The organism is Palleniella muris (genome assembly GCF_004792655.1).
In the GTDB taxonomy this organism is placed as follows: Bacteria; Bacteroidota; Bacteroidia; order Bacteroidales; family Bacteroidaceae; genus Prevotella; species Prevotella muris_A.
Window position 1 is genome coordinate 90,277 of sequence record NZ_SRZC01000009.1, and the last position, 20,464, is coordinate 110,740.

At 49.2% G+C, this 20,464-nt stretch carries 12 protein-coding genes; 2 read left to right on the forward strand and 10 right to left on the reverse strand.

From position 1 onward, the window contains the following. Window positions 1-131: 131 nt before the first annotated feature. The 3 genes from E5358_RS06930 to E5358_RS06940 all read right to left on the reverse strand — a co-directional run bounded on the left by E5358_RS06930 (window position 132) and on the right by E5358_RS06940 (window position 6,015). Window positions 132-4,112 carry a pectinesterase family protein gene (locus E5358_RS06930; RefSeq protein ID WP_135939501.1) on the reverse strand — a complete coding sequence of 1,327 codons (3,981 nt, stop codon included), beginning with the start codon at window positions 4,110-4,112 and terminating at the stop codon, window positions 132-134. Between the two features lie 317 nt (window positions 4,113-4,429). Further along, a complete protein-coding gene (locus E5358_RS06935) occupies window positions 4,430-5,713 on the reverse strand; it encodes a type II toxin-antitoxin system HipA family toxin (protein ID WP_135939502.1) in 1,284 nt (427 codons plus the stop codon). Then, complete coding sequence (locus E5358_RS06940; protein WP_277821200.1) at window positions 5,710-6,015, reverse strand: helix-turn-helix domain-containing protein; 306 nt, start codon at window positions 6,013-6,015, stop codon at window positions 5,710-5,712. The genes E5358_RS06935 and E5358_RS06940 overlap by 4 nt, the downstream gene beginning before the upstream one ends. A gap of 146 nt (window positions 6,016-6,161) precedes the next feature. On the opposite strand from E5358_RS06940, the gene E5358_RS15090 reads away from it, so the two are divergent. Next, entirely contained in the window at window positions 6,162-6,329 is a 168-nt protein-coding gene (locus E5358_RS15090; RefSeq protein ID WP_168354605.1) for a hypothetical protein, read from the forward strand. A gap of 314 nt (window positions 6,330-6,643) precedes the next feature. On the opposite strand, the gene E5358_RS06945 is transcribed toward E5358_RS15090, so the two are convergent. Beyond that, on the reverse strand, window positions 6,644-6,988 hold the full coding sequence (locus tag E5358_RS06945; RefSeq protein WP_135939504.1) for a HepT-like ribonuclease domain-containing protein: 345 nt from the start codon (window positions 6,986-6,988) through the stop codon (window positions 6,644-6,646). Further along, the gene (locus E5358_RS06950; RefSeq protein WP_135939505.1) at window positions 6,972-7,268 is read right to left on the reverse strand and encodes a nucleotidyltransferase family protein; all 297 of its coding nucleotides are present in this window, start codon (window positions 7,266-7,268) and stop codon (window positions 6,972-6,974) included. The genes E5358_RS06945 and E5358_RS06950 overlap by 17 nt, the downstream gene beginning before the upstream one ends. A 426-nt stretch (window positions 7,269-7,694) precedes the next feature. On the opposite strand from E5358_RS06950, the gene E5358_RS06955 reads away from it, so the two are divergent. Further along, window positions 7,695-9,059: an ATP-binding protein gene (locus E5358_RS06955; protein WP_135939506.1), complete on the forward strand. Its 1,365-nt coding sequence runs from the start codon at window positions 7,695-7,697 to the stop codon at window positions 9,057-9,059. Window positions 9,060-9,197: 138 nt separating this feature from the next. On the opposite strand, the gene E5358_RS06960 is transcribed toward E5358_RS06955, so the two are convergent. The 5 genes from E5358_RS06960 to pflA all read right to left on the reverse strand — a co-directional run bounded on the left by E5358_RS06960 (window position 9,198) and on the right by pflA (window position 20,358). After that, complete coding sequence (locus tag E5358_RS06960; RefSeq protein ID WP_135939507.1) at window positions 9,198-10,802, reverse strand: hypothetical protein; 1,605 nt, start codon at window positions 10,800-10,802, stop codon at window positions 9,198-9,200. Between the two features lie 94 nt (window positions 10,803-10,896). Next, complete coding sequence (locus E5358_RS06965; protein WP_135939508.1) at window positions 10,897-12,891, reverse strand: RagB/SusD family nutrient uptake outer membrane protein; 1,995 nt, start codon at window positions 12,889-12,891, stop codon at window positions 10,897-10,899. A gap of 52 nt (window positions 12,892-12,943) precedes the next feature. Then, window positions 12,944-16,165, reverse strand: a complete 3,222-nt coding sequence (locus tag E5358_RS06970; RefSeq protein WP_168354606.1) for a SusC/RagA family TonB-linked outer membrane protein — start codon at window positions 16,163-16,165, stop codon at window positions 12,944-12,946. Window positions 16,166-16,562: 397 nt separating this feature from the next. Then, entirely contained in the window at window positions 16,563-19,247 is a 2,685-nt protein-coding gene (locus E5358_RS06975) for a hypothetical protein (RefSeq protein WP_135939509.1), read from the reverse strand. A 382-nt stretch (window positions 19,248-19,629) separates the two neighbouring features. Beyond that, window positions 19,630-20,358: a pyruvate formate-lyase-activating protein gene (gene pflA, locus E5358_RS06980; protein WP_135939532.1), complete on the reverse strand. Its 729-nt coding sequence runs from the start codon at window positions 20,356-20,358 to the stop codon at window positions 19,630-19,632. Between the last annotated feature and the right edge of the window lie 106 nt (window positions 20,359-20,464).

The window sequence follows — 20,464 nt, forward strand, 5'->3', positions numbered from 1 at the left end:
CTCTGGCAAAACAGCAAAACCCATAACATGGCAAGAGTGGTCTCCCGACAAGCGGAAAGCCACTCTTGTTTTTCAGTCAGTATGCTTGAAAAAAGCAATCCTGACATGCTTTCTTTGAAGCAAGAACCTTATCACATCGCTGTCTTAAGGATGCGCGGGCAGATGCCCTTGGCGTCCACACGGATGAGAATCACGCCGTTGGATGCTGCATTTGCAGCCTTTCCTCCTACTGAAGAGAGGGAGACGGAAGGTGCGGTTATCCTCATTGTTGAGAGGAGACGGCCGTCGAGAGAGAAGACTGCCACTGTGCCGCCGACAGCGTTCTCGCCTACGTGGAGGGTGCGTGTGGCGCGGTCGTAGCTGACGGTTGTTGTCTCCATGGTCACGCCGGCGATGCCTGTGGTGAAGTTGTTGTCCATGGTCTCGCCCATCAGGGAGTTGAGGTAGACCTCAAGGGCTGTGTAGCCATCATCGTTGACAGAGTTCTGGTCAGCCACGTCAGGGTTCAGCCCGTTGGCCTTCTCCCACTCGTCAGGCATGCCGTCGCCGTCAGTGTCCTGAGGGACGACATAGTCCGTGCTGTAAGCGATGAAGCCCTCACACTGGCGCTCGTTGTCGATGCGGCCGTTGGTGCCATATTTCGCAGTTCCGTTGAGCACCTCGTCAAGAATACGCAACTCAACTTTGTCCTTGTTCACGCAGCCGACATTCTTGTTGACAATGAGATTCTTGTATGCTTCTTCGGCAGTCTCGATGTTCTCAAGCATGTAGTTTGCAGGGACATAGCGTCCTTCGCCGCCTGCCGCAGTGTAGCGGTGGTAAGGATATTTCGGCGTGATACGCTCGTCAGCGCGAATCTGTGCGAGGGTGTAGTGTTCTGCCTCCATGCCCTTCCAGTTGTCGGCTGTGGCTGCCGCGCTGGCTGTGGCCACATTGCCGCTGACGAACCATTTCGCAGGGGCGTGGGATGTTGCTCCGGAACGTGCATAGCTGGAGTTCACAAACGCTACGGACGACTTGTTGGAGAGCGGTCCTGCCTTGTAGTAGTTGTTCATGAAGTTGCACTCATGACGTGAGTTGACAATCTCGGCAGGGTTTTCGGGGTCAGTGCGTGGCGTCACATCAGCTGTGTTCTCGCCGCCGTAGCATCCGCCCTTGCTGCCGTAGTTGTAGTTGACATTGTTGACATACTCCATGAAGACCACATAATCGTTGCCGCGTGCACCGTTGATTCTCGGACTTCGGCTGTTGTTGTGTGCAAGGAGGTTGTGATGGTATGTCGCCGGCGAGCCGCCCCACTGTGAGCCATAGCCGCGGGCTCCCTTAGGATGTCCGGCATTGTAGAGTCCCTCGTGTACCATGGTGTTCTGCACTGTGAGGAAGTGTGAGTCCTGGGTGTTCATGTTCTCCTCTACGGACCATCCCACGGTGCAGTGGTCGAAGATGTAGTTGGCACAGTTCTCCGTTGCCACGGCACCTTCTGCCACGAGAGTTCCGGAAGCGTTGTTCTGTCCGATGCGGAAGCGCATGTTCCTTATTATGAAGTTCTGTGAGCCACCGAAGTTCATCTTGTTGTGAGTGATGACGATACCCTCACCCGGAGCTGTCTGTCCTGCGAGAGTCCAGTCGTTGCGCTTAACGCGCATGTCGCTGACAAGCTTGATTTCGCCTGAGACAGCGAAGACTATTGTTATGGGCTCGTCAGGATACTGCTTGAAAGCCCAGCGCAGCGTGCCTTCGGTTGTGCCGTCCTTGTCATCGGCAAGGCTTGTCACCTTGACGACCTTTCCGCCACGACCGCCGGAGGTGTATTTGCCGAAGCCCTCTGCTGTAGGGAACGCAAGCATCTTCGACGGGTCGGCGACCTTCTTCGCCATGCTTGTCACGCCGTGGCGTGAGATGGCTTTGACGGTATAGCTGGCGTTGTCGTCTTCGGCAATGGTGAGTGACGGTTCCGTGAGGATTCCTGCAAACTGTCCGTCCTTGTAGAGGATGTAGCCCACCGTCATCTTGTCGCCCTGCCATGTCACGCTGCCGTCCTCGAGAGTGAAGCCGGAAGGTGCTGCTGCGCCTTTAAGGATGTATTCATAGTCGAAAGGAATGTCGCCTTTGAGCTGTTCGAAGATGTATTTCGGGAAAAGATAGTCTGCCACTTCGGCATCTGTTGCCTGATGTGACCATGCCACACGCTTTGAGACATCAGCAATGGAACCGTCAGCGTTCTTGTTCTTGTATTCAACGTATGTGCACTTTCCGTCAGCACCACGGTTGTCCCAGTCTGTCCATCCTGCCGGCTTGATATGGCTGCCAAGCGTGCAGTTCATGAACATTGTTCCTGCTTTCTCGTTCCATGGGCGGCCGAGAGTGTAGGAAGCCGCTGCCGTGCCTTCCTCGGCGGTGATGTTGCAGTTGTTGAAGAAGAGTCCGAGATAAAGTGGCGACACGCTCAGTGACGGGTGAAGGCGTGATGTGAGGGTTGCCCATGCGTCGCTTGCTGCCGTGACATATCCGTTGCCGCCTTTCAGGCATCGTATCTCGCAGTTCTCAAACCATTCCATACCGCTGTCATAGATGAAGTCGGTCGCGCCGATGATGGTACATCCGGTGAAATAGCCTCGCGCTCCGCCGTTAGCCTTATAAGTGTCCTGATAGCCGCTGAGGATACAGTTCTTGAAGATGTGGGCGTCGCCGTGAGTGTACAAAGCCTCTGCCTGTCCTTTGTTGCCGCTGGTGTTGCGGATAGTGATGTTCTCTGCATAGAAGCGGTCTGTGAACACGTTCAGGGCGGCACAGTCATTAAAAGTGGCGTTGCCGCTGCCGCGCGACACTGATGATGTGAGGATTGTTGTCTCCTTGTTTTCTCCTATAAGACTTATGAACTTGTTCTTCAAGGTCTTTGTTCCTGAATAGAGGTTCTCGTCGTATATGCCGGGACGGACATAGATTATTCCTCGGCGTCCTTCGCCCACGGCGTCAATGGCTGCCTGGATGGTGGTGAAGTCGCCGCTGCCGTCCTGTGCCACGGTGGATATGGTGACAGGAGCGTTGGCGTCAGGTGCATTATCGACATAGTCATCGTCCGAGTCCACTCCGAAGATTGAGAGGTCGGTAATCTCGCCAGGGTCGGAGATTCTGTTGTCACGGGCATACTGTGCCTGCTCGGCGGTTATCTCGCTGCCGAAGATTTGGATTTTGTGGAGGCGCGGTGCTTGGTACCATGTGTGTTCCACGGTCTCACGGGCAAACAGGTCGCTCTGCACCTGGTTGCGGGTTCTTTCACCGTCCCATACTCGCCAGCGGATGGACACATCCTCGGCATTGATTATGTTTTCAATGAAATATCCCTGGTCGGAGAATGGTGTATATTTGCGCTCTATCTGCTCGGAAGCCATCCATACAAGAGGTGTCCATGGGCCGTTGCCGATTTTGTAGTCGCACTTTATGCCTCTGCCGGCAGAGGTGCCTGACCAGGACCATTGTATGCGTTCCACGTATGGGATATGGTCTATCTCCACCCATCCGTGCCATTCTTTCTTGGCGGCAAGGTTTGCACCGGCAGTGTTCTTATCGCGGCACATCTGCACAAAGCCTGCCTCGCCGTGCGTCGGCTTGCCGTCGCTGCCGTAGGTGACATTATCCTCAAGCATGACCTTATGGCCTTCCATCGTCCAGTCGTTAGGGAAGCCTTTGTTTGCGCCGGCAGGTGCCTGCTCGTCATAGATGCGTCCCATGGCTGCCGTGGTGCCTGCCAGTCCGTTGTAGGATTTCTTTGTGGCGAACGTGCAGTTGTGGAAGACTACAGGATACTTCACTTCGCTGCCGCCGTTGGCGGGTGTCTCCAGCACGGCGTTGATGTATCCGCCGTATTTCTTTGCCTTGCTGTTAACGTACTCCGGGCAGTCGACGGCATATTTTCCCTGCCATGTGTCGGGCCATGTGTCATCATTGAAGTTGATGTCAATCACTTTCTTGTAGGTGGAGCTGTTCGACCACTTCTCCACGACGCAGTCGGGGTCGTATGTCCCGTCCGCCTTCAGTGTCTGTGCGCTTGCCACATTCGCCACAAGCAACGCTGCCACTGCTGCGATGATTTGCTTAAAATAGATTCTCATGTATGGTTAGTATTGGTTTTATTTTTAGTTTTATGGTTTTCTTCTGCAAAAATAATGCAGACAGAATTTGTTCATGTATGCCGAGGTGCAGCTTATCCTATGCAAAGATAATGCAAACCGAACGCAGTTGAGCTTGCTCAGAACTGCTGAGGTGCAGCTTATCTTATGCAAAGATACTGATTTTCTTTCATATAGCCAAACAAAAGAGAAAAATATTGGAGGAATACTACTCAAAGACACCAAAGACAGATTCATGGGATAAAATCAGCATCAATCCGCATTAGGCAAAGCTCACTGCATATTCATGCGACCTGCCTTCATGGTTTCAGCTCAAGATTCTTTACCCGCATGGCGATTTCCTTTTCCACCTTCTCTGTCCATAGCTCTCCGACACCGGCTCTATGAGCATAATCCGCATAATGCGAAACAATACTTGCCGCTTTTTTCAGGAATGGTTCAGCTGCTTTGATACTGTACTTCCGCGCTGTTTCCAGCAAATCTTCAGCCGTTATATCTTCTGTTTTGTTGTTTATAGTCATGCTATGGCGGTTGACATAATACGGAGCATCCACATCAATGGCAAATGTATAGTCGTATGCCGGAGCTATATGCCACTTCCCGTCATCAGCCATCATGAAACTGAAATTCTTGTTATGGTCATCCACATTCCCTCCAAGCACATTCATTACCATAAGGCGAAACAACTGTTGGGATTCAGCCGGAGGCACCCCAATATGGCAAGCTACATCAAACAGGTCATCATAGGAATCGGACGAAGGATTCATTGCCGCCAATGTCTGCACATGAACCTTTTTGCCACCCCTACGGTCAAAACGTTCTGTCAGGAAATGTGTCGCCGTTCCGCATTCAAGCAGGCGGCTCGGCATCATGTTCATCCCGGCATCCACAGCCATCAGATAATAACTGTACTCTATTCGGGTAGTAGGTATTTCAATATGCTCATCGAACTTGACAATCATGGGGGTGTAGCCCTCACAAGGGGCATCAACCTGACCGGAAAAACATTGTCCCTCCTCCAAATTAACATTTACCACAGCCTTTGGGCGTCTTCCACCGGCAGACGTGCCAACTTTGAACAGGCTTTCTATCATCAAATCGTCCGACATGGTGGCATGAAACGTCCCGGCCTGTTCCAAAGCCCGTTGCGCCAGTTCATGCAAGTCGGCAATCTCCACACGGAATGGAGTCTCCATTTCTTCGGCTGTTGGGGGAATAAACTCCAAAGCACCCATACCGCGCCGTCCAATGTAAGCGAGACGGTCGAGTGCAGAAAGATCCCTTGGGCGAATGCGGTGCGCCTTTGCCCATTCGTTAAACACTGTATTTCCCCAATGGTCTGGCAACGAATCGGCTACAAACGATGGCAAACCGCCGAAAACTCTCTCCTCTTCCGGATAGACAGGCAGACCATGCTGTGCAGCAGCGCCACTGATGGAGGCACGTAGCGGCGCAATGTCGTAACCACCTGACACATACTCTCGGTCGAAATAAAAGCAGGCTTTGTTCTTGTGGTTTTCACGGCTTGCAACAAGTGTCCCTACCTTTTTGCCCCATAACATCACATCCAAATTTTCTATCATGGCTTGTTCCTCCTTACTCTTTTAGGTATCAGCTTTTCTATTTTCTGAAGAGCCATCGGCGGCATAGGCAGTTCCGGCATAACCTCCTCTATACGACGCTCCAACCCAAGGACACGCAACAGCGAAATATAATTGTTCAATGTCAGATTAAGATTCACGCCCTGCTCGAAATGGCTTATAGTCGCCTGCCCTACACCCGACTGTTCCGCCAGTTCCTTTTGACTCATACGTGCCGCCAATCTGTAATCCTTCAGTCGCTTCGCTAAAAGCAACAAAATATCGTTGTTCGTAGTATATTTCATTTCCATGCAATTAATATATTACCAATTATCTGCAAAGATACAAATAATTATCCATATATTGATACACATTTCTCTTTTTGTTGACCATGATTGAAAAAAAATTAGTGGTGTAATATGACTCGAAGATATAGTCAAACAAAATTGATTTGCGAAAACACTCATGCCTTATTGTAGAACATCTCCATGCAAAGTGTGGCGAAGCCACAACCCTTACGGGAAACGTCCCCGATAAGCCAAACGAGCAGAGCGAAACTTGTTTCAGCTATGCCGTGGCGAGGGGAGGTAGAGCGAAGCTCAACCACCTCCGGCTTTAGCCGTGAGGATTGGAAATCTGCTCAAATACTGTGTGGTGGAACCACACTCTTTTATTGTGGGCGTAAGGAATTGAGACAGAAAAGAGTGTGGCGCTGCCACACAACTAATGGAGATTATCTCTAATCCGCACGGCTGAAGCCGGCGGCATAAAGACTGTGGCTCCGCCACATCTTATGCGAAACATTTCCTATGAAAATTTGAGTTCACAACAACTTGTCGAGTTTTAGCGGACACCAATATTAGAAAATAGTCTTTACATAACTCACAATATAAAAGTAACCACGGATATTTCGTTCTAATGACCGATTTGAGTTTATTCATTTTCAAGCAACTTAGTCACCTCATCCTTCAAAGGCTGGATGTCTTCCTTTATTGTGTCCCAAAGCATTTCGTCCTTTATCTGACAATAACCATGGACAAGGATATGGCGCATATTGATGATTTGGCGCCATGGAATATGCGAATGCTTTTCACGGAACTCTTTTGTAAGCATATAGGATGCTTCACCGATTATCTCAAGATTCTTGATTACAGCAAAGCGCCGCATCACATCATTACGCAATTCATCTTCCGTGACACCATCGGTAAACTGGCGAATATAGTCTATTGCCTGCAATATATGTTCAAGGCGTGCCTTGTCTCTAATTGGCTCTCTCATACACAAGGATTTTATCGCGTTCCGCACTCGCTAATGCGAAGTTCATCAGCTGCCCTTCCTCTACAAGGTCGATTTTCCGCATCAACAAATCTTCCAGACTGCACATCATGCTGCTGAATTTCAACAACGACATCCTTGTGCCGGGAGAAAAGCGCACCATTATGTCAACATCGCTGTCCAAACGTTCCTCCCCACGAGAGTAAGAACCGAACACCCATGCTTTCTCCACTGGCTGGTCTTTGAAAAAATGCTGAAGTTTTGCTGTAATTATAGAATCCATAATCACTTGTTTTATTGGTTGCTGCTGCAAAGATACGAATAAGTTGAGAGAAAACCAAATTTTTGTTTAAGTTTTCCGAACGAAACAATTATAGTCAAACAAAATTGATTTGCGAAAACACTCATGCCTTATTGTAGAACATCTCCATGCAAAGTGTGGCAGTTACTGTAGAACATGGAAATTATACAAAAACGCAATCATTGGGTAATAGGAAAACCATGGGCAATGCGCTTGCATATTTTCACAAATCTATTCTGTTTGACTCTAAAAAAGATTATTATCAGGGAATCTTCTTAATTCGCGTAAAGAATATACGTCAAGCCTATTATTTGATAATTTTGAGAAAAAATGTGTTTTTTGTTTGTTTGTTTGACGGAATAAATGTAATTTTGCAGGCATAAAATAACAGAATAAATGTAATCCGCCATGCTAAAGCGCAGAATATCAACAGAAATCGAAAATTATCTTAAATCTTCTTCCAACAAAATACTTGTTGTGGATGGTGCAAGACAAATCGGCAAGTCGTATATCATCAGGCATGTCGGCAAAAGCATGTTCAGAAACTATATCGAGATAAATATGGAACGGGACAAGCAGAATGACCGTCTGTTTGCAGAAGCCAAGACTGTAGAGTCCTTCTATCTTTCACTAAGTTCCATTGCCGGCGACAGACTTGGGACAAAAGAGGATACCCTTGTCTTCATAGACGAAATACAAGCCTACGAGCATCTGCTGACACTGGTGAAGTTCCTTATGGAAGACGGACGCTTCACTTATGTCGCCAGCGGTTCGCTGCTTGGTGTTACGCTACGCAAGACACAATCTGTGCCTGTGGGCAGTATACAACGCTTGCGGATGTTCCCACTCGATTTCGAAGAGTTCCTTTGGGCTAACAATGTGGGGGATGAGACTATCCGAGAGATGAAAAAATGCCATGAGCAACGGATAGCACTGCCTGACGCCATCCACCGAAAGATAATGGACATTTTCCGCCGTTACCTGCTTGTGGGCGGACTGCCTGACGCTGTCAACACATATCTGTCAGAACATAACATCGTAAAGGTCAGGCAAGTGCAGAACGACATAATGGAACTCTACATTAGTGATGCCGCAAAATACGAGGGAGAGTCATCACGCAAACTGAAAATACAGCGTATCTATGACATGATTCCGTCCAACATGGAAAATCATAAGAAACGAATAAGAGTCAAGGATATAGAGGGAAAAGCAGGCAAACGTACAAGTGACTACGAGGACGAGTTCGACTACCTCATATCCTCAGGCATCTCATTGGATGTGAATGCCATCAGCCAACCTACTTACCCATTGGTGCAGAATGCAGGGAAGAATCTTCTGAAACTTTACCTGAACGATGTCGGGTTATTGACCGCCAAGCTCTATCGCAACAACATCAAGCCCATACTGGAAGATACATGCAGCGTAAACCTTGGTGCAGTATACGAGACTGTAGTGGCACAGGAACTGCGAGCACATGGTTTCCGCCTTTATTACTATGACAACAAGAAGAATGGAGAGGTTGACTACCTTATAGACGACACTTTGACAATGTCTTCACTACCCATTGAGGTAAAGTCCGGAAAAGACTACACTGCCCACAGTGCCTTGAGCAAGTTTCTTGCCATAAGGGATTATCATGTAAAGTCAGCCGTGGTGCTTTCTAACGAGCAATCCGTTTATGAAAAACATGGAATAACCTATATGCCAATCTATAACGTAATGTTCTTTTGGCAGGACATAGACCTTCAGGAGAGTGAACTCACCTTATTTTAGGCACACCATACCATCTGCATTCTCATGATTATGCCCATGTCGGGCTAACAGAACAGAGGCACCGCCTGTCAAGCGGTGCCTCTGTCTTGTATTCTGGTTACCAACTAATAACGATTAGTTGATTTCTTTTGCATAAGGTTACTTCATCAGGTACTTCTTGCCGTTCTTGATGACGATGCCCTTGTAGTTCTCGTCAACAACCTGTCCGGCGAGGTTGTAGATAGCATTGCTCTTGACAGCAGGAGCGACTGTCTCCACGTTCTCGATAGCAGTTGAAGGTCCAGGGGTGAACTTGTAGCCATAGAGACCAATCTGGCTCTTAGGGCTAAGAATCATGTACTTGCCGGCATTGAGACTGAACTTGAAGTTACCTGCGAACTGCTTGCCAGGGTCACCGTCACGGCTTGGGAGATAGTTCTCGTCAAGAGTGCGCTCCGCAATAGGTTCCAAGGTATTGTTGTTATACCATCCTGTGAAGCTTACAGCCTCCGGTGCGAGTGGCTTTGTCGTGCTTTCGTCTATAATGTAGAGAGCATTCTTCGGACGCCATACCATGAGGATAGCCTCCATTGTACCAGCCGTAGCAACTTCCACCTCAATGTATGTTCCTACAACAGGGAGCTTGCCGCAAGTTGGCTCATAGAACTCTTCTGTTACACGGTCTGCTATACCGTCGTTTGTTTGTTCATACCAATAGGTGCGTGAGATACTTGGGTTTCCACGACCCATGATGCAGTGTGTGAATGTCTCGTCCCAAATCTGGTTGCCGCTGCCGTTTGCACGGAGGTCCACCCAGGTCTTCTTGCCTGCGAGGCACTGGTCAAGATCGCTGTCATTTCCGGAAGGAGAATCAGCAGCCTTGCCGTTAGGAGTAGAGCGGTATGTGATTTTCACATTCTCTGTCTGGCCATAGATGTAAGCGCTGCCGTCAGCAACAGTCATGAGTTTTGCCTCTGCGTCAGCAGCCTGATTGCCGTTGAACTCTGGCTCGACAGTTGCAATGGCCTGGCCTACTGACCAAGACTCACCTGCTGCAACAGCACCACCCTCAACGAAAGAAATGCCATAGAGAGTGTGGTTCTGGCCTGCTGCAATAATCCAATATGACTTGCCAGCTTCTACGTTTGCTGTAATCTCGAAGTCAGCATCAGCTGTATTCATGAAAGCTACAGTCTGATAGCAAGTGTATATCTCTCCGAAGTCAGGGTCTTCCTTCTCAACAGTAGTGAGGATAGCGAAAGATCGTGTCTTTCCTGCTTCACCCTTAGAATTGTTTGCAATGTTGAATCCAAGGACACCATTGATTTTTGCAGTTACCTTCAACATTGTCTGACCGTCAAAATCATTGAAGAGGTTCAAGTTTCCATACTCAGAAGCATTGAATTCTTCAGCCTTGAAATTGTTATCAAGGGTTTTCTTCTGAATGCCGAGGTTGATGTAGTTCTCTACGAGTCCGTGCTCCTTAAGAACAGCTGAACCCTGAGCCCACTGATCAAGGAAGTTAACATCGTTTTCACCAGCTACTGTCATCAGTTCATTGTCCAAGATAACAACACCCTTTGGAATAAGCACACCAGTGTTCCAGCTCATTGTGCCGTAGCCAGACTGAGTGCGGAGAGTCTCAGCACTTTCCTGAGAAATAATGAAATGACCCGGCTTTTCAGCTACAGGCACAAACCAATCAACTGCACTTGCTGACAATGTAGCAAGGACTGCAGCGCATGAAAGTAAAAATTTCTTCATAAGTTATTAGTTTTGTTAATTAATAAATAATTGTTTTTTATTCCTGCGGTCAGCGGTTATTACCGACCGCAGGAATAAGGTTTATGGGATTTCTTTAATAGCCCTTTGAAGGAGTTGTGCCGTAGCCATTGTCACCGTACTGTTCCTTATTGAAGATACGGTCAAGGAAGTCCTGAGCGATTGGCATGTTGTACATATAGTCCTTAAAGAACTTAGCAGCGCGCTTGTTATATTTTGGCAAGCGTGTCTCGAAAGCGCGGTGGCGCTTGAGGAGTGCGCGGCGTGTGTATTCGCCGGCCATTTCGCGAGCGTACTCGTCAAAGATGTCGTCCTCAGAAGCGTCAGTGATCTGTGGTGCGGTTGTTCCCGGGCGTGCCGCGCGGTTGCGGAGTATGTTAAGGTATGGTGCCGCCTTGCTGCCGTCGCCAAGCTGCTGCCATGCCTCAGCTGCGATGAGGTAAACCTCTGCCATACGCATGATCATTATGTCACCGCTCTTCTGGTCAAGACCCTTGCCCCATGCACCGTCGTAAGCCCAGTTGAACTTGATGAGTGAAGGGAAGAGGGTGTTGGAGTTTGTGCCGTCGAAGGCAGTTGACTTATACTCTGTAGAGAATTCTCCGCCATAAAGGTCGTCGATGTTGACAGTGAAATAAGGGCTTTCCTGCTTCTGTTCCTTTGTCTTATACTCCTTTGAGAGTACTATCAAGAAACGGTTGTCGTCAGCAGCTACAGGGTAGTCGATAACGTAGAGGTTCTTCACGTCCTTGATTCTCTGTGTTGTCTTGTAGTCTGCAGGCTTCATGCCCTTTGGCCAGAATCCGTTGAATACATACTGGTTGGATGCTCCGCCTGTGACAACATCCATATCGACGAGAGGAAGGAGGTATGTGTTAAGATATTTCTGTCCCATGCCATACTTGTCGATGAGTGCCTGGTCAATCTTCTTCGCATACGTTCTGTAGTCAACCCATCCGCAGTCAACCATTGAGAATGCAGAAAAGGCTGTCATGAATGTGTTCTCATAGCGACGGTCCCATGAAGGGTCGAACACGTCCATAGTGTACTTGGAAGGAGCGAAGACATGCTCGTTAGTACGTCCGAGGTAGTAGTTTTGCTTTCCTTCGAATGGGAAGAGGTCGTTGCAAGACTTTGAGCTGCCCGGCTCACACATTGTGTACTTGAAGAGATTCTGCTTCTGATAGTAGCCTCCTGCATTAGGGTCAGTCATGTTGACACCTGATGCAATGAAGAGAGCCTCCTTATTGTTTCGGTTGTTTGCCTGTGCCCAAAGGTCGTCAACAGTAGGATACATGAACCAGTCATACTTGCTCCGGTTGTTAATCATCTCCTCAGCAGCGTCCTTGGCAGCAGTCCAGAGTTCCTTCTCGCGAGCAGCGTTGCCGGCTGCCTTTGCTTCGCCGGCCCACTGAGCGTAGGCACGGCAAAGGAGTCCCTGGGCAGTCTTCTTTGTCACGCGGGCATACTGTCCGTTTCTTGGCTGTGTGCCAAGTACGTGTGCAGCATCCTTAAGGTCCTGCTCTATTGCCCGGTAGATTTCGTCAACTGTTGAGCGTACAGGGTTATTGTCAATATCTCCAACCTCTGTCTTTGTGAGAGTGACAGGACCGTAGTAAGTGACAAGGGTAAGGTAGAAATAAGCGCGGAGGGTCTTTGCTTCTGCAACAACCTGAGCTTTCTCTGCCTCAGAGGCGCCAGTGACGCTTTCTGCATGGTTGATTACTGTGTTACAGTGGGCAATGGTAGCATAAGCTTGATTGAACACCTTCTTTGTACCGTTGGTACTTGTTGTGAGACCCTCATAATACATTGGTTCCGGAGCATAGAGAGGGCTTGCGCCGGAGCAGAGCCACATGTCGGAACCGCCTTCTGCCACAGAGAGGAAATCATAAGCGCGGAAGAGTTCCTGAGAGAGGGAACTATAGCAATAAGTTGCCAGTCCTTCCCATGTATTAAAGTTCTCTATTGTGTTGTTGCCTGCTGAAGGATTATACTCGTCAAGTTCACATGATGTAAAGCCAAGAGAGCATGCAAGACCTGCGGCGATATATAGTTTCTTTATTTTCATAAGTTGTTTCGTTTTATGTTTTTTGAAAATCGCTTAACAATCAGTTGTGCTTTTAGAAAGTGAGATTTACACCGAACACGAGCTGCTTTGTAAGAGGGTAAGACATGCTTCCGCCCATTTCAGGGTCATAATTCTCAAGGAGGTCGCTCTTAGCGATGATGATAGGATTAGTGATTGTTCCGTAGATACGGAGGTTCTCAATACCGACTTTCTTTGCTATGTTAGTAGGCAATGTGTAGCCGAGAGTGATGTTTTTAACCTTGAAGAAAGAACCGTCTGTGAATGAGAGACCGGAATAGCCGGTATAGTCTATTCGGTTCATTGTAGAGTTGATGGCAGGGAAATAGTGGCTCTCATGACCAGTCTCTGTTGTCCAGAAATCGAAGTTTGTAGGGAAGTTTCTTCCGACGTTTGGCTCGCAAGCACCTACGAGGTCATAAGAAATCATCTGTCCCCAGCGCATGTACATATATATGGAGAGGTCGAAGTTCTTGTAAGTGAATGTGTTCTTCAGACCGGCTGTCCAGTCAGGGCTCTTATGTCCAAGCACCTGCTTGTCGTTATCGCTGATGACATAGAGGTTGTCCTTGTCATAATGTTTGAGCACGCGCTCAATCTCACCGTTGGCGTTCTCTTCCTCAACCCACTTAGAGTACTGTCCTGGACCATCGTGGATGAGTCCCGGGATGTCAATCTTAAGATGTCCGGGCTTCTGGTTGAAGACTGCAGCGTCCTCAGCCTCATCGAGAGTCCATGTACCATTAAGTTTATACTCGTAGAATGAGTTTATAGGCTCACCTACGCGGTAGATTGTGCTACTGCCGATGACATCGTTTGGAGTGGCGAGCTTCTTGATTTCCTCGTGGTTGGCAGTGAATGTTGCGTTGACAGTCCAAGAGAAGCCGCCTGGCTTCTTGGCGATGAATGGGCGTCCGGTGATGGCGAGTTCGAGACCATTGTTCTGTGTCTCACAAATGTTCATCATTGTCTTGAAAGGCGCTGATGCTGAGAAGCCACCGTTGTTAATGCCGAGATCCTTTTCGTAGATGACATCCTCTGTCTTTGTGCTGTAGTAATCGATAGTAGCATCGATGCGTCCATTGAGGAATGCTGCGTCAATACCGATGTTCCAGTTCTTTGACTTCTCCCAGCCGAGGTCGAAGTTAGCGATGTTCTGTGTATAGTTAGTGATGAATGCAGAACCGTTGCTGAAACCGAGTGTGCCAGGCTTGAATGTTGAGTAGCTTGAATATGGGTTGATGTTTGCAGTACCAGTCACACCGTAGCCTATGCGAATCTTCAGGTTGTCGAGCCATGAGCGTGTGCTCTCCATGAACTTCTCGTCAGAGATTCTCCATCCAAGAGAGAATGCAGGGAATGTGTCCCACTTGTTGCCTGTTGCGAGGCGTGAGTCGCCGTCGTGGCGCACTGATACGCTTGCAAGGTATCTACCAAGGTAAGAGTAATTGATACGTCCCACGTAGCCCATCTTCTTGCGCATGGTGTAGTTTGACGTAGCGTAAGTGTTATTGCGATTAGAGAGGTTCTCGTCAAGGTTATGCCAAAGATATGAGTTGGATGAGAGATTGTTTCCATAGCCGAGATTCACCTCTGTGCGGTTGTGGCTCCATGATGTTACGCCCGTCACTGTGAATTCATGCACCTTATTTATATTGAAATTATAGGTGAGGATGTTCTCCCATGTGTAGTTGTAAGCGAATGAGTTGTTTATTGAAGCGTAAACGTTAGAGTTTGTACCCGTAGCATCAGCACCACTGTTCTCGTAGTAGTTGTAGCATCCTATACCCTCAAAGCGGTTTGTCTTGCCATAGGAGAGAGTGGCGTTGACGCGGCTCTCAAGAGTAAGACCCTTCAGTGGAGTAATGCGGATATAAGGATTGAAATGGAGATGTGTGCCCTGGTAGTTGTTGCGATAGTTGCCCTTATTGTTGACAAGGATACTCACTGTGCCTGAACCATCTATAGGGCAAATGTTAGGGTTACCTTGCTCATCATAGAATGAGCCGATAGGACTCTCAGAGAGGAGCTTGTAAAGGTTTTCTTGTCCCTTATTTCTGTAGTTGAAGCTACCCTGTATGTTCACACCTGCTGCCAGCCAGTTGTTAATCTGGTGGTCGACGCGGATGTTTGTGGAGTAAATTTTATTGTTATCGTTAGCATACTGTCCCTTTTCGTCAGAGAAGTTCAGTGACATGTAGGCCTTTGTCTTCTCGTTGCCACCAGAGACTGAGAGAGAGTAGTTCTGAGTCATTCCTGTCTTCAGCAACTCGTCAGCCCAGTTGAGTGAGTGAGTGCGGAGATAGTCGGTGACGGTGAGATTAGGGTTCAGTTCCTTTGCAGCCTGAAAGCTTGAATAAGCACTGCCGAGGACAGAGCTCTCGTCAACGATACCCCCCCCTTCCTGGAGAGAGAGTTTGCGGAGGTTATAGAATCCTTCTGCGTCATAAACCTCCGGCACTGTTGACCATCCGTTTATGCCAAGGTAAGCGTTGAGGTTGACTGTAATCTTGCCAGCCTTGCCACTCTTTGTTGTCACGATGATGATACCATTGGCACCGGCAGAACCGTAAACAGCAGTAGAGGAAGCGTCCTTAAGCACTTCTATTGACTCAATGTCGTTAGGGTTTATAGTGTTGATGTCGCCAGGCATACCGTCGATGATATATGTTGGTGTGCCGTCAGCAGAGAATGAGCGGTTACCACGGAGCTGCACTGTCGGTGTTGCACCGGCCTGTCCGGAAGAGCGTGAGATGTCAAGACCTGCCACCTTTCCCTGAAGGGCATCCATTGCGTTGGCTCCAGGGTTGAGGGTTATATCCTCCGACTTCACAGATGTGACAGCGCCGGTGAGGTCGCGCTTCTTTATAGTGCCGTAACCGATGACAACAATTTCGTCCATCATCTGGTTGTCCGGCTGCAGTTGAACCTTCATGCCGTTTGTCAGCTTCACTGTCTGTGTGATATAGCCCACATAAGAGATTTCGATTGTTGCTCCGTTGGCTGCATTGATGGAGAAATTGCCATCAAGGTCGGTAATTGCGGCAGCCTGTGAGTTTTTCACTTTGATTGTAACGCCAATCATTGGTTCTCCGAACTCATCAACAACAGTGCCCTTTACGGCATTCTGCTGAGCCTGGACGAAAGTATTCGTATTGCCGCCAGCAAATGCATGTACCGGAAACATTGTTGCTGCAAAGCCCGCCACAAACATCGCTGTCATAGCTCTGTTGACCAAAGTTTTGTTCTTTTGCATAAATGTTAAGTTAGTTATAAATAATTTTAATTATATTCAAGTGGGACATTAGGTTAGTGTGTACAAATTTAGTGAAAATGACAGATACTTAAATGTATATATGACACGGATTAACAAAATTTACCCTCACCCGATTACTTTTTAACAAAAATAAATAAATAAAAAGGAAAAACATCAAAAATCAAGGGTATTTTTGCGAAAATTTACTACAATCATTTATGCTGATTTGCATAAATCAAAAAAAATCATTGGTGTATAGACAACACTGCCAATAGTGCCTGTTGCCACAGTACCGTCGATATTGTCAAAAAGGTCAGTAATGGCAATACTGTCGGACTGTCAATAGTGACAGTGCTGTCAATACAGACATTACTGACCCCAAATCATTGATTAAGGCTTACTTTATCACCTTCTTGCCATTGATGATGACGATGCCGCGTGCGGAGCGGCTGACACGCTGACCGTTGAGGTTGTATGCGGCGGCATCGGCGGCGTTGTCAGGGTCGGAACCGTTGGCAATCTCTGTGATACCTGTGGAGATGCCGTTGACGTAGACATTGACCGTGCGTGTGAAGGAGTAGCCGCCTTCCTCACACTTCACCTCAAAACTCATCACTGACTCTTCAACAGGAGCCGTCACTGTCAGTGTGCTGCCGCTGACTGCCGCGCCTGCACCGCTTACGGAGAACGCTGCAGCAGAGGAATAGCCGGCAAAGAGAGGCATAAGGTCTATGGCAAGCATCTTGCCGCCTGCCACCTCATAATGAGGCTGCGCCATCCAGTTTAGATACTCTTCGAGGGCTGTATATCCGTCGTTGTCATTGTCGGAATTGTTGTCCGGCGAGGTAACTGACAGTCCGTGAGTGCGCTCCCACCAGTCCGGCATACCGTCAAGGTCGGTGTCGAAGTCGGCGGAGCGACGCACTTCAGGGATGTCAACATAGCCTTCGGAGTCCCATTCGCGGTCGATAAGACCCTTCTTGCCGGTCTTGCTGCCCACCTTGCTTGTCGTTCCGCTAACAGTCTCGCTGACCATTCGCGCATCATGACTGTTGAAGAACGGCTGGTTGCAACCTACATCGGAGAGGACATTGCGGTAAGCCTGCTCGGCACTCTCTATGGTTGCGTAGGAAGGGAAGAACGGTTCGCTGACGAAAGGCTCCCAATTGAGTTCCTGACCGCCGGAGAGTGAATAGCGGTAAGTTGTGCTTTCTTTGTCGTAGACCTTGTTTCCGTTGAGTTCCTCGCGGATGTTTCCACTGACATAAGCCGACTGTGTGCCCTGTCCTGTTCCTTCAAGCTGAAGGTTGAGAAGGTAGTTCTGCCGTGTGGAAGGTCCTTTCTTGTAATAGTTGTTCACAAAGTTTATCTCGTGGCTGCCACCGTCGGTTGCCCTTCCGCCCCAGTTGTAGACAACGTTGTTGAACACATCATGTGCTCCGTCGTAGAAACCGCTGCCGGTAAGTCCGCCCGAGAGGCTCCAGTTGCGTCCCTCATTGTGGGCGAGGAGGTTATGGTGGAACGAGCCCACACCGCTGCCCTGTCCGCCGCCGATGGTCGCTGCATAGCCGTGCTGTGCACCGCTGCCGTAGTTAGGATGGTCGGCGCAGTTGAGAGACTCTGACAAAAGGGTGCGCTGGAGCGTTATGCTCTTTGCGCCGCGTGAGGAGAAAGCCTCATCCGTTGTCCACGAAACGGAACAGTGGTCGACAATGGCATGGTCGCCGCCTGCCAGTCCGAGACCGTCAAGACCCTTGTTCTGCTCTGCCTCGATAGGGCCGTTTTGGTCGCCGGCATAGCCGCGGTAGCTGCGTATGAAGCGTGTTATGCCGTCGGAATTCACACCGAGTGGCGCGCCGCGGAAGGTTATTCCCTCGCCGGGAGCTGTCTGTCCTGCGATGGTGACATACTTGTCGGAGCAGGTGAGTCTGCCTTTCAGTGTGATGTAGCCTGAGACATCGAAGACTATTGTGCGAGGACCTGCAACCTTTGTCAAGCCGTAGCGGAACGTGCCCGGCTGCGGATTGTCCACATCATCGTCAAGGGATGTGACATGATAGACCACGCCTCCTCGGCCTCCTATTGCGAACCTGCCATAGCCTTCGGCACCCGGGAATGCGAGATGTCTCGGGCGGAACGACCATACATCGCCCTCATACCTGTTGCCGGCAGCGTCCTCTTCGTCGATTCGCCAATAGTAGACATTGTGGGTGCTGATTCCCTGCGGAGCATACTGTGCCTCGGTTGTGGCAATCATTTCGGTGAGATTGTCGGGCGATGTACCGAACATGACATGGTGTCTGACTGCACTTGACGCCGGCTTCCATGTCAGTACGATGTCTCCCGCCTCATTGTCCGGTGCATCGACGGCAGCGGCATGCATGTCAAGATTTGCAGGATAAGGGTCGGAGGCTGTCGTCTTCGGGTTCGGGCGGTCAAAAATCAGTGCGTTGACCACTGCATAGTTGTTGATGTACTCCATGCCGCTCTTAGGGTCGGAGACATACTCCACGACAACATCCCTGCCTTCCTCGGCAACGAACTTAATGTATGACATGCCCGAGAGCGAGTTGCTCTCCTGACGGATTGTCTGCTCCACGTCCTCAAGAACCGCCGTCCCGTTGACAAGAACCTTCAGCATCGGATAGCCCGGGGTCATCTTTCCGTCAACGTTGTTGTGGTAAGCAGCAAGCGAATGCTCTCCCGGCTTCAGGCCGCTGATGGTGAAGCGCAAGCCCATCGGTTCGGTTGTGGAAGGAGAATAATTGCCATCCTCGAGAATTATCGGGAATATGGCGTCGCCGATAAGCTGGTTCTTGCTCTTGGCACCGTCCTTCCACCAGTTGCAGTAGACGGCATTGCCGGCATAGCCCGGTGCTTTCACCGACTCCACCTTTATCGTCACTGTACTGCCGTCGTCGGCAGTGAACTCCTGTTCGGCACTCTCCACACGTGCCACTTCCCACGGTTGGAAACCTTCCTCCGTGGTCGTTTTCGACTGATTGGGGGTGTTGAAGTCTATTCTCTGTGCCATGGCACTTGCAGAACAGAGCAAAAGAGCGTAAATAAGTTCCTTTTTCATTTTAAGTTAGTTTGTTTGATAGATTTTGGTATGTTTGTTTCAGGAATGCCGCGCCCGGCATTTCCTTTTTTTTATTCTGTCATTTCTCAAGCAATGCTTCCTGTTCTTCATTGCCCGACATGTAAGTCACGTGCTTTGAGGCAAGGACATGTGTATGCCTCCCGGCAGCATGTATTTTCATAAAACGGAATCCCCGTCCGAGTCTGAACTGCCCAAAAAAGTCAGACACAAGACGTTTGAGGCCACTTCAGTTCAGTAAGGGCATTCTGCAATCGTACCATAAGCAGCTGTTCCGGCACTCGCGCATTGCTTCACGATTCCCTCCATCTTGCCTTTGCTTTGGAAGGCCGGCAGATTGCATGCCGCAAGAACTGTCATTGACTCAATTCACATAAACCATCCCGAAGTACTCGCTGAACAGTGCTTTGGCTGCATCCAGCTGTCCGGGAGTGTTCTCCTTGACACCCTTGAGCATGTACTCCTGCCCCATCGCCTCGTACTTATGCACACCCAGGGTGTGGTAAGGCAGGATTTCCACCCTCTGAATCATGCGGTAGTCCCTGAAATGCTCACCCAACGCACGTATGTCGTCCTCAAACAGGCTGTAGCCGGGGACAAGTACATAGCGCATCCAGAAAGGGCGGCCATGTTGTTCAAGCCATTCCGCCATGCGCAGCGTACGGCCGTTGCCGTGCCCTGTTATGATACGGTGGCGCTGAGGGTTGAACTCCTTTACATCAAGCAGCACAAGGTCTGTAAGCCCCAGAAGCTCTTCCACATCCTCGTTCCACACACTGCCGTTGGTGTCTATACATATATGTATGCCCAGTTCCTTCAGACGGCGGAACAAGGGGATGAGGGCTTTCGCCTGCAAGGTAGGCTCGCCGCCGCTGAAGGTCACACCGCCTTTCTTGCCGAAAAAGGCTTTTTGGCTCATGGCCTTGCGCACAATCTCGTCCACGGATGTCTCCATGCTCTCCCCGCAAGCGTCTATCGTATCGGGGTTGGCACAATACAGGCAGCGGAAGTTACAGCCCTGGAGGAACACCACAAGGCGCAGTCCGGGACCGTCGAAGGTGCCCATAGACTCGTAGGAATGGACTCGTATCATCATTTTCAGGGGGATTTGGACAGTAATGTCAGCAATGTCAATAGTGACATTATTGACCCCAACTGTCAATAATGACAATTCTGACAGTTGTGACAATACCGACAAT

Coding starts and splice junctions, on each gene's coding strand:
- E5358_RS06930 (WP_135939501.1), bottom strand. CDS start 4,112: ATGAGAATCTATTTTAAGCAAATCATCGCAGCAGTGGCAGCGTTGCTT.
- E5358_RS06935 (WP_135939502.1), bottom strand. CDS start 5,713: ATGATAGAAAATTTGGATGTGATGTTATGGGGCAAAAAGGTAGGGACA.
- E5358_RS06940 (WP_277821200.1), bottom strand. CDS start 6,015: ATGAAATATACTACGAACAACGATATTTTGTTGCTTTTAGCGAAGCGA.
- E5358_RS06945 (WP_135939504.1), bottom strand. CDS start 6,988: ATGAGAGAGCCAATTAGAGACAAGGCACGCCTTGAACATATATTGCAG.
- E5358_RS06950 (WP_135939505.1), bottom strand. CDS start 7,268: ATGGATTCTATAATTACAGCAAAACTTCAGCATTTTTTCAAAGACCAG.
- E5358_RS06955 (WP_135939506.1), top strand. CDS start 7,695: ATGCTAAAGCGCAGAATATCAACAGAAATCGAAAATTATCTTAAATCT.
- E5358_RS06960 (WP_135939507.1), bottom strand. CDS start 10,802: ATGAAGAAATTTTTACTTTCATGCGCTGCAGTCCTTGCTACATTGTCA.
- E5358_RS06965 (WP_135939508.1), bottom strand. CDS start 12,891: ATGAAAATAAAGAAACTATATATCGCCGCAGGTCTTGCATGCTCTCTT.
- E5358_RS06970 (WP_168354606.1), bottom strand. CDS start 16,165: ATGCAAAAGAACAAAACTTTGGTCAACAGAGCTATGACAGCGATGTTT.
- E5358_RS06975 (WP_135939509.1), bottom strand. CDS start 19,247: ATGAAAAAGGAACTTATTTACGCTCTTTTGCTCTGTTCTGCAAGTGCC.
- pflA (WP_135939532.1), bottom strand. CDS start 20,358: ATGATACGAGTCCATTCCTACGAGTCTATGGGCACCTTCGACGGTCCC.